Origin of the sequence: Acetobacterium bakii (genome assembly GCF_001263355.1) — a bacterium.
Classification (GTDB): Bacteria; Bacillota; Clostridia; order Eubacteriales; family Eubacteriaceae; genus Acetobacterium; species Acetobacterium bakii.
In genome coordinates, this window is sequence record NZ_LGYO01000002.1 from 58,388 (window position 1) to 65,632 (window position 7,245).

At 37.0% G+C, this 7,245-nt stretch carries 5 protein-coding genes; 1 reads left to right on the forward strand and 4 read right to left on the reverse strand.

Annotation, left to right across the window (positions count from 1 at the left end):
• The first annotated feature begins 139 nt into the window (after positions 1-139).
• A complete protein-coding gene (locus AKG39_RS00610; protein WP_050738421.1) occupies positions 140-1,579 on the forward strand; it encodes a PucR family transcriptional regulator in 1,440 nt (479 codons plus the stop codon).
• Positions 1,580-2,271: 692 nt separating this feature from the next.
• On the opposite strand, the gene AKG39_RS00615 is transcribed toward AKG39_RS00610, so the two are convergent.
• From AKG39_RS00615 to AKG39_RS00630, 4 genes are all read right to left on the reverse strand, one after another.
• The gene (locus AKG39_RS00615; RefSeq protein ID WP_050738422.1) at positions 2,272-4,134 is read right to left on the reverse strand and encodes a methyl-accepting chemotaxis protein; all 1,863 of its coding nucleotides are present in this window, start codon (positions 4,132-4,134) and stop codon (positions 2,272-2,274) included.
• Between the two features lie 249 nt (positions 4,135-4,383).
• Entirely contained in the window at positions 4,384-5,757 is a 1,374-nt protein-coding gene (gene lpdA, locus AKG39_RS00620; RefSeq protein WP_050738423.1) for a dihydrolipoyl dehydrogenase, read from the reverse strand.
• Between the two features lie 72 nt (positions 5,758-5,829).
• Positions 5,830-6,033 (reverse strand): DVU_1557 family redox protein, encoded by a 204-nt coding sequence (locus AKG39_RS00625; RefSeq protein WP_050738424.1) that lies wholly within the window; start codon positions 6,031-6,033, stop codon positions 5,830-5,832.
• Positions 6,030-7,245, reverse strand: a 1,216-nt coding sequence (locus AKG39_RS00630) for a heterodisulfide reductase-related iron-sulfur binding cluster (protein WP_160316122.1), incomplete at its 5' end; no start/stop codon positions are given. The genes AKG39_RS00630 and AKG39_RS00625, both read right to left, overlap by 4 nt.

Genomic DNA, 7,245 nt, shown 5'->3' on the forward strand with positions numbered 1-7,245 from the left:
TTTCTACCATGATGGTATAATCATGATAACATGTTGATAACAGATAGAATATATTCAAAAGTTGAGAATCAATAGGCATTTTAAATACTTCAATTTGTCATAAAGTACCAAAGAAAATTAGAGATCAGGAGATTTGTATATGAAATTAAGTATGTGGATACTGACTGACTGGCTGAAAGATTACAATCCTTTGCCAAAAATTAGAAACGGTAAACCTATCCTCAAGAACGCAAGGCTGTATACCAGTGACAAAGGTTCTAAAAATTCGCATGTATATATTGGTAGTGCTAAGGAATTAATGAATAGTGAAGAGAATAAAGTGGTCTGTATTCACGAACAGGATACGATCCTCCTCGAATCGGAAAATACAGAACAAATATTTAATGATATCTTAAACGCCTTCGATTATTATAATGACTGGTTTGAAACACTGCATGAGCAGATTACTGCTGGATGTACGTTGCAGTTTCTTTTAGATAGTGCCAGGAATTTATTTGACGACTTTATTTCAATCGCCGATCCTGCCTACGCAATAACGGCATTTAGTGTACCTGAAACATATGATTTAAATAATGACTTTTTTCTATATATAAATAACAATAAAACAATGCCGCTTGACGTAATTATGGATGTTAACCGAGATAGCAGAATAAGGGAAGTGAACAGAACGGATGCCTATATCATTGAAAACAAATTTTTGCCTGACAGCGTTATCTGTGCAAACCTTAAGTTCGATAACCAGCATTTCGGTTGGATAACCATGTTAGCACAAAAACATCCTGTCACTCAGGGGAACTTGGATGTTTTTTCAGCTTATGCAAAGTTGATCGAATATTGGCTTCATTGTAACAAAACACAGAGCGAATTGAAATCATTTCAGGGATTTTTTTTAGATTTACTTAATGATCATTCAGGTACACAAGCGTCCATAAATCAGCATTTTCAGACAATTGGATGGAATCCTTCCGATGAAAAAATGATAGTGAGTATAAACCGCTTAGCGGGAAAAGATATTATGCTGACTCTTTCAAGAAGAATTGAAAAATGGTTTCCTGCCTGTTTAGGGGTGTTTTATAAAGATGCAATCGTAGTAATATGCAATTTGGCATTAATGAATAAATCTGAATTCATGGTAGGATTTAAAGAAATTTCTACACCAAGCAAATGTTACTGTGGAATTAGTTATGTCTTTAGTGAGACAGCCCAAGCACCACTCTATTATGCTCAAACAATAATTGCAATGAAATATGGTGAACACAGTCCTGGAAGACTCAACGAATGTTCAGACTACGCCGTTGCTTATGGTCTTGACATTGTCAAACAGCATGTTAAAACTGATATTAAACATCCTGCGATTAAGGTTCTTCAAAAATACGATAAGAATACTAATTCTAACCTGACAGAAACATTGAAAATTTTTCTCGAGAACGAACGAAATTACACAAAGGCAGCAAATATCCTCTGCATCCATAAAAACTCATTAAAATACAGACTGTCAAGGATTGATGACTTAACCAGTATTGTTTTGGATGCATATGAGACAAGGTTACACCTGCTCCTATCATTTTATTTTGATTGAATTATGTTTATTATGGGTGCCTGCAATGCAGTGGAATCCAATAATGATCACGTTTGTTAAGACTCGAAGGTCTGATTTTCATAAAAACTGATGGGAGTATTCCAGGCATCCCTCTCCACATGACCAGAATTTTCATCCTTTAACTGATCTATTCGCACTAGGGTAAAAAAGCAACCATTTTTTCATTCAATTCAGGTGCAGTTATTGAACCAACCCAGAGCAACACAGTAAAATATCAATAAAAACGAATATAAATGCACATGAAAAAAACCGCCTCGCAGATGGCTCTGCAAAGCGGTTTTTGCAAATTAAAATTTGGTACCCCTTCAGGGATTCGAACCCTGGACACCCTGATTAAGAGTTAACGGTTTTTCCTTGTATATCAGCTTCTTTTTATGTCGGGTGCAGTTTGGGTGCAATTGTTAAAAACAAACTTTATTCTCTGATATTAATATAAACTATCCCCCACCCAGTTGTTAGTATTTACCAACGATTTTATTCAAACCTACTGATTACGAATTGGATTGTATTTGTATATTCTGCTAAATTCTTCTTGATTTTGATTACTGCAACCCTATTGTGAAGCCATTTAAACCGCGATTTATTAATTTCAATTATTCCTTAATTGATTTTCCTTTATTACTAATGTATGCAAATTGTGTGTATTATGAAGTATTTTATTCTTTTTATTATCATTTTCTTAATTGAAATTGATTAATCATTCCTTTTAATAATTCTGCTTGGCTATTAAGTTCCTCACTTGCTGCAGCACTTTCTTCAGCGGTTGCAGAGTTTTGCTGAACAACTTGGACAACCTGTTCAATCCCCTGATTTATTTGTGCAATCTCGGAAGCCTGTTCATTAGATGCTGACGCAATATTTCCAATTAAATCTGTAACTTTTCCAACTCCATTAACAATATCATTTAGTGCCATTGCTGTATTATCAGCTATGGTTGTTCCTGCCTTCACTTTTTTGATAGATCCCTCATTCAAGAACGTTGTCTCTTTCGCAGCATCAGAACTTCTCGCTGCTAAGGTTCGAACTTCTTCGGCTACCTCCGCAAAACCTTTGCCATGTTTTCCTGCTCTTGCCGCTTCAACTGCTGCATTTAAAGCAAGAATATTTGTTTGAAAAGCAATATCGTCTATGACTTTAATAATTTTTGATATATTTGTTGATGATTGGTTGATATCTAACATAGCACCCTGCATCTTGGCCATTTGAGAATTTCCTTTTTCTGCATTAATAAGTACTAAATCTGCTATTTCTCTGGCTTTATTTGCATTCCCGGCATTGTTTATTGTCTGGTCCGCAATTTCTGTAATGGATGCCGTCAATTCCTGTATGCTACTCGCTTGTTCATTTGATCCCTGCGCCAAGTTCTGGCTGCCATACGAGACCTCATTTGAACCAGCGGCTACCTGATCGGCGGACTCATTGATTTTCGTTAATAAAGGGTTTAGTGATTCAATAATCCCATTTATGCCATAGGATATATCGGCATAATCGCCATCATATATTTTTACATTTTTCAGATCGAGATTACCTTTTCCGATCTCACAAGTAACTGTTGAAATTTCAGTTATTACCCAATTCAATCGAAGCTGTATGTCATTGACCACCTGTTTCAATTCATCGAAAACACCTTGATATAATCCGTTAACAGTATTTTTCAAATTTCCGGAACAGAGTAGATCTAATACTTTCAACATTTCTTTTAATGGTTTATCTACCTCCTTAAGAATAATATTCATTCCATTAATGAGGGTATACCAGGAACCTTTGAATTTTGTCTCATCTGCTCTTTTTTCCAGTTTTCCTTCTACTGCAGCATTCATAAGCATCGATGCATCTTCAATCATATTGCAAATTGATTTTTTAACTTCCATCAGATATTTATTAATTACCTGAAATTGTTCAAACATTTCACCTGTATATTCATTGGGATTCGCTATATCCATGTCAAACTCTAAGTTACCTTCAGCAAGGCGTAATAAGTTCTGTTCTAATCGTAATATTTCTTTGTTCGTATAATCATTAATATTCAAAACCTGGGTCATATCCGTTATAACTTCTACAAAACCGATATTTTTTTCATTCTTGTTTTTGATATATGCGGTATCCTGTTTTTCTCTTTTTTCACTCCCCTCAAAATGTGAATTGGTCACGCCTTTTTTCGCATTTGCCGAAGTTGCATGAATTTTGATATCTTCAATAAAACGATATATAGCTATACTGAGTTCTCCCAATTGAGTTTTAGAATCTGAGGATATAAATTCCATATCAATTTCACTATAATGCAATCGATCAACTTCTTCAGCAAGACTTATCAGTCTCCTTGAAAATCTCTGTATACTAAGAATCATGACGCAAATAACCAATAATAATCCCATTCCAAAAATAATTATCAATTTATTCTGTATAATACCTAACTGATTAAAATTTTGATTCAGCATATATATGAATATGCCTTCTATTATCGCAATAATCAATATTGAAGGAAATCCTATCAATAGAATCATCTGTAAAAATAAACTTTTTTTGTATTTCATTTTTCTCCTTGCCTTAAAACTCAAAAGCCTTAAACAATAATAGTAGACAGCATAGCTATAGTTTACAATAATCCCAAGATTATTCTTAAATAATACAGTTTACCAATTCATCAATACTGAACCTGAAAGAATACTTTCAGCATTAATTTCTTTTAAAATGGCTCTGATATTTTCTTCTACTTCCTTATTTATTAAATTTAGGCTTTTTAAGAAAGCCCATTAAATCTCAGCCTCAAGACTAAATAAATTTTAAACTTTGTGAACACTTCTTTTATGAACGTCATGCAATGCTTCCATGATTCCTTCAGACAATGTAGGATGCGGAAAAATTGACTGGCCAACCTGTTTTGCTGTTAAACCAAGATCAATAGCTAATGTTAATACTTGCAGCATATCGGTTCCATGAGCTCCGACAATCTCCCCACCGATGATTTCATCGTTCTGATTCACAATTACCTTCACAAAACCCGTCGTTTTGTCCGAGGCTTTCGCCTTACCAAGTGCTGCAAAATTAAATGAACCGATTGTATAAACAATGCTCTTATTTTTAGCCTGTTCTTCGGTCATTCCCACACAGGCAATCTCCGGATCGGTGTATACGCAACGCGGAACTGCTTTATAACTAATCTCAATACCATCTCCGCAAATATCATCTACCGCTGTTAGTGCTTCTTTTGATGCGACATGTGCTAATTGTGGAGAATTGACAATATCACCAATTGCATAGATACCCTCAATACTTGTTCGCATCTTTTGATCCACTTCAATCAACCCACGTTCCGAGACCATGATATTTGTATTTTCAAGTCCTAAACCTACTGTAAATGGCTGTCTGCCGATTGAAATCAATAACTTTTCTGCTTCAATTTCGACGCCATCTTGAAGTACTACTTGTACCCCAGACTCTGTTACATTTACCGATTCAACCTTTTTCTTTGTGATGACTTTGATCTTTTCTTTTTTAAATTGACGTTCCAGTTGTTTAGCAACATCAGCGTCTTCAAAAGGCAATAGATGATCCATTAATTCGACAATCGTAACCTCAGTTCCCATCCTTTTTAGAAATTGACCAATTTCACAACCGATAACCCCACCGCCGACAATAATAATTGATTTCGGCTGTTCAGCCAGTTCCAGAATTTCATCACTCGTCACAACACTGTTTTTGTTATAATTTAAGAATGATGGTTTACTCGGTACTGAACCCGTTGCCAGAATAATTTTATCAGTTAAAATTTCTTCTCGTGCCCCATCAGTTTTATGAACAATGACTGTGTTGTTATTCTTAAGCTGACCAATGCCATTAATAATATTGACACCATTGGCCTCCATTAAATAATCGATCCCATTGATCAAGCCGTTCACTACCGCATTTTTCCGATCAAATGCATATCCGAAATTATTACTGACTGCTTGTATTTCTATTCCAAAAACTGAAGCTTTCTTTACCGTTGCTAAAGTATCAGTCACCGCCAGTAGAGCTTTTGTCGGTATACAACCTTTGTTTAAACAGGTTCCTCCTAATCTTTCCTTTTCAATGAGGGTAACCTCACAGCCACGTTTGGCAGCATAAATTGCTGCCTCATATCCTCCGGGTCCAGCGCCAATCACTACAACTTTCATATATTCTCCTTTTTAGGTCAAGTACCAATTTGAGATACTTGCGTATTATTTTAATCAAATAGTTCAAACAACTTACTTATCTTCAAGTCCCATTTCCACTTCTGTTACCTTTCCTCTGACTAGTTCCTCGGATAAAAACATCAGTCCACAGATAGGACATGTTGGGACCTCGGTACTGAAATTAAAGCCCAGATATGAAAAATTAGTTATGTGCATTTCTAGATGGACCTGACATTTCAGACAAATTAATGTCGAAATTTTTTCAATTGCACTCATCTGACCATCTCCTCAATTATGAGCCGATGACTATAGACCGTTTCCAGCCTGAATCCATCTCTTTCTGGCTTGTATATGACCCAAAAAGTGATGATGCCATCCTGGAGATGACCAGAAAAATTACCTGTCGATATATCCATGATTTTTTCCCCAGTTGATTCGCAATACTCGATGGTCCTCTGAACATCTTCCGCTAGAATGAAATTTCTGTCCATCTTGGCATAGACTTCTGGGGCAATGAATACTTTGACGCTCTTCATTGGCTCATCTTCAAGCGCTATCTTGATTCCTTCTGTTTCTATCTGAAGCACCTTTTTTAGTTTAATTCGGTTTTCTCTGCGTTGAGTTAATGTCGGTGGCTTTCTGGCTGCGCTGACTTCAATATCATCATTGAACAGCAGATCGAGAATGTGAACCGCTGATTTACCCGCTGCCGCAAAAGTGTCTCGACAATTGGTACAGTAGGTAACATAATCATTCGATGCCGCTTCGACTCGGATATTTACAATCTTATCAAAAAGGGGTCTGTTTACCGCCTGAATCTGTCCACCATAGCCGCAGCACTGAGCCCGCTCTGAGCTATAGGGGAGTTCTTCCAGCTCGTAGCCTGAATTTTTCAGAATAATTCTTATACTATTCTGGGTTTCAGGATCATAGCGGCTGGCACAGGGGTCAAATACAGTCACCTTTTTACTTGCCGCGATTCTTCTGTAGTCTACGTTTCCCTTCTCTGCGATCACATTCCAAAGTGACTGTACCTGAATTTCAGGAAGATGTTTCGCGAACATCTTCCTGCAGGAGGGACAGGCCAGAATTACTTCCGGTCTGCCCTGATTTTCCCAAATATTTCTGATCCCATCAATTACTGCAGCATGTTCCTCTTCTCGGCCAGCCCATTCAGCCGGGGCGCCACAGCATCCGATCATCATCGAGGGTTCGTCCTCAAGATGTTTTTTCAAATAGGTATAGGCATTTGTGACATAATCCGGATCGGAGCCTCCCAGCTGACACCCTGGGAAAAAAAGATAGCTGCTTTTATCTCCCCCATTGGCATTCACCATCATAAACGCTTCCTCTGAGTTGGAAAAAGCCATGTCCTGCATCCAAAAATCGTGAAAGGCCGGTGGCAGTTTTCCTCCTTTGTGAAGCTCCCTTCGGCTGGATATAAAAAGTTCTTCAAAATCCAAATTTTCCGGGCATGCCTCTTTACAC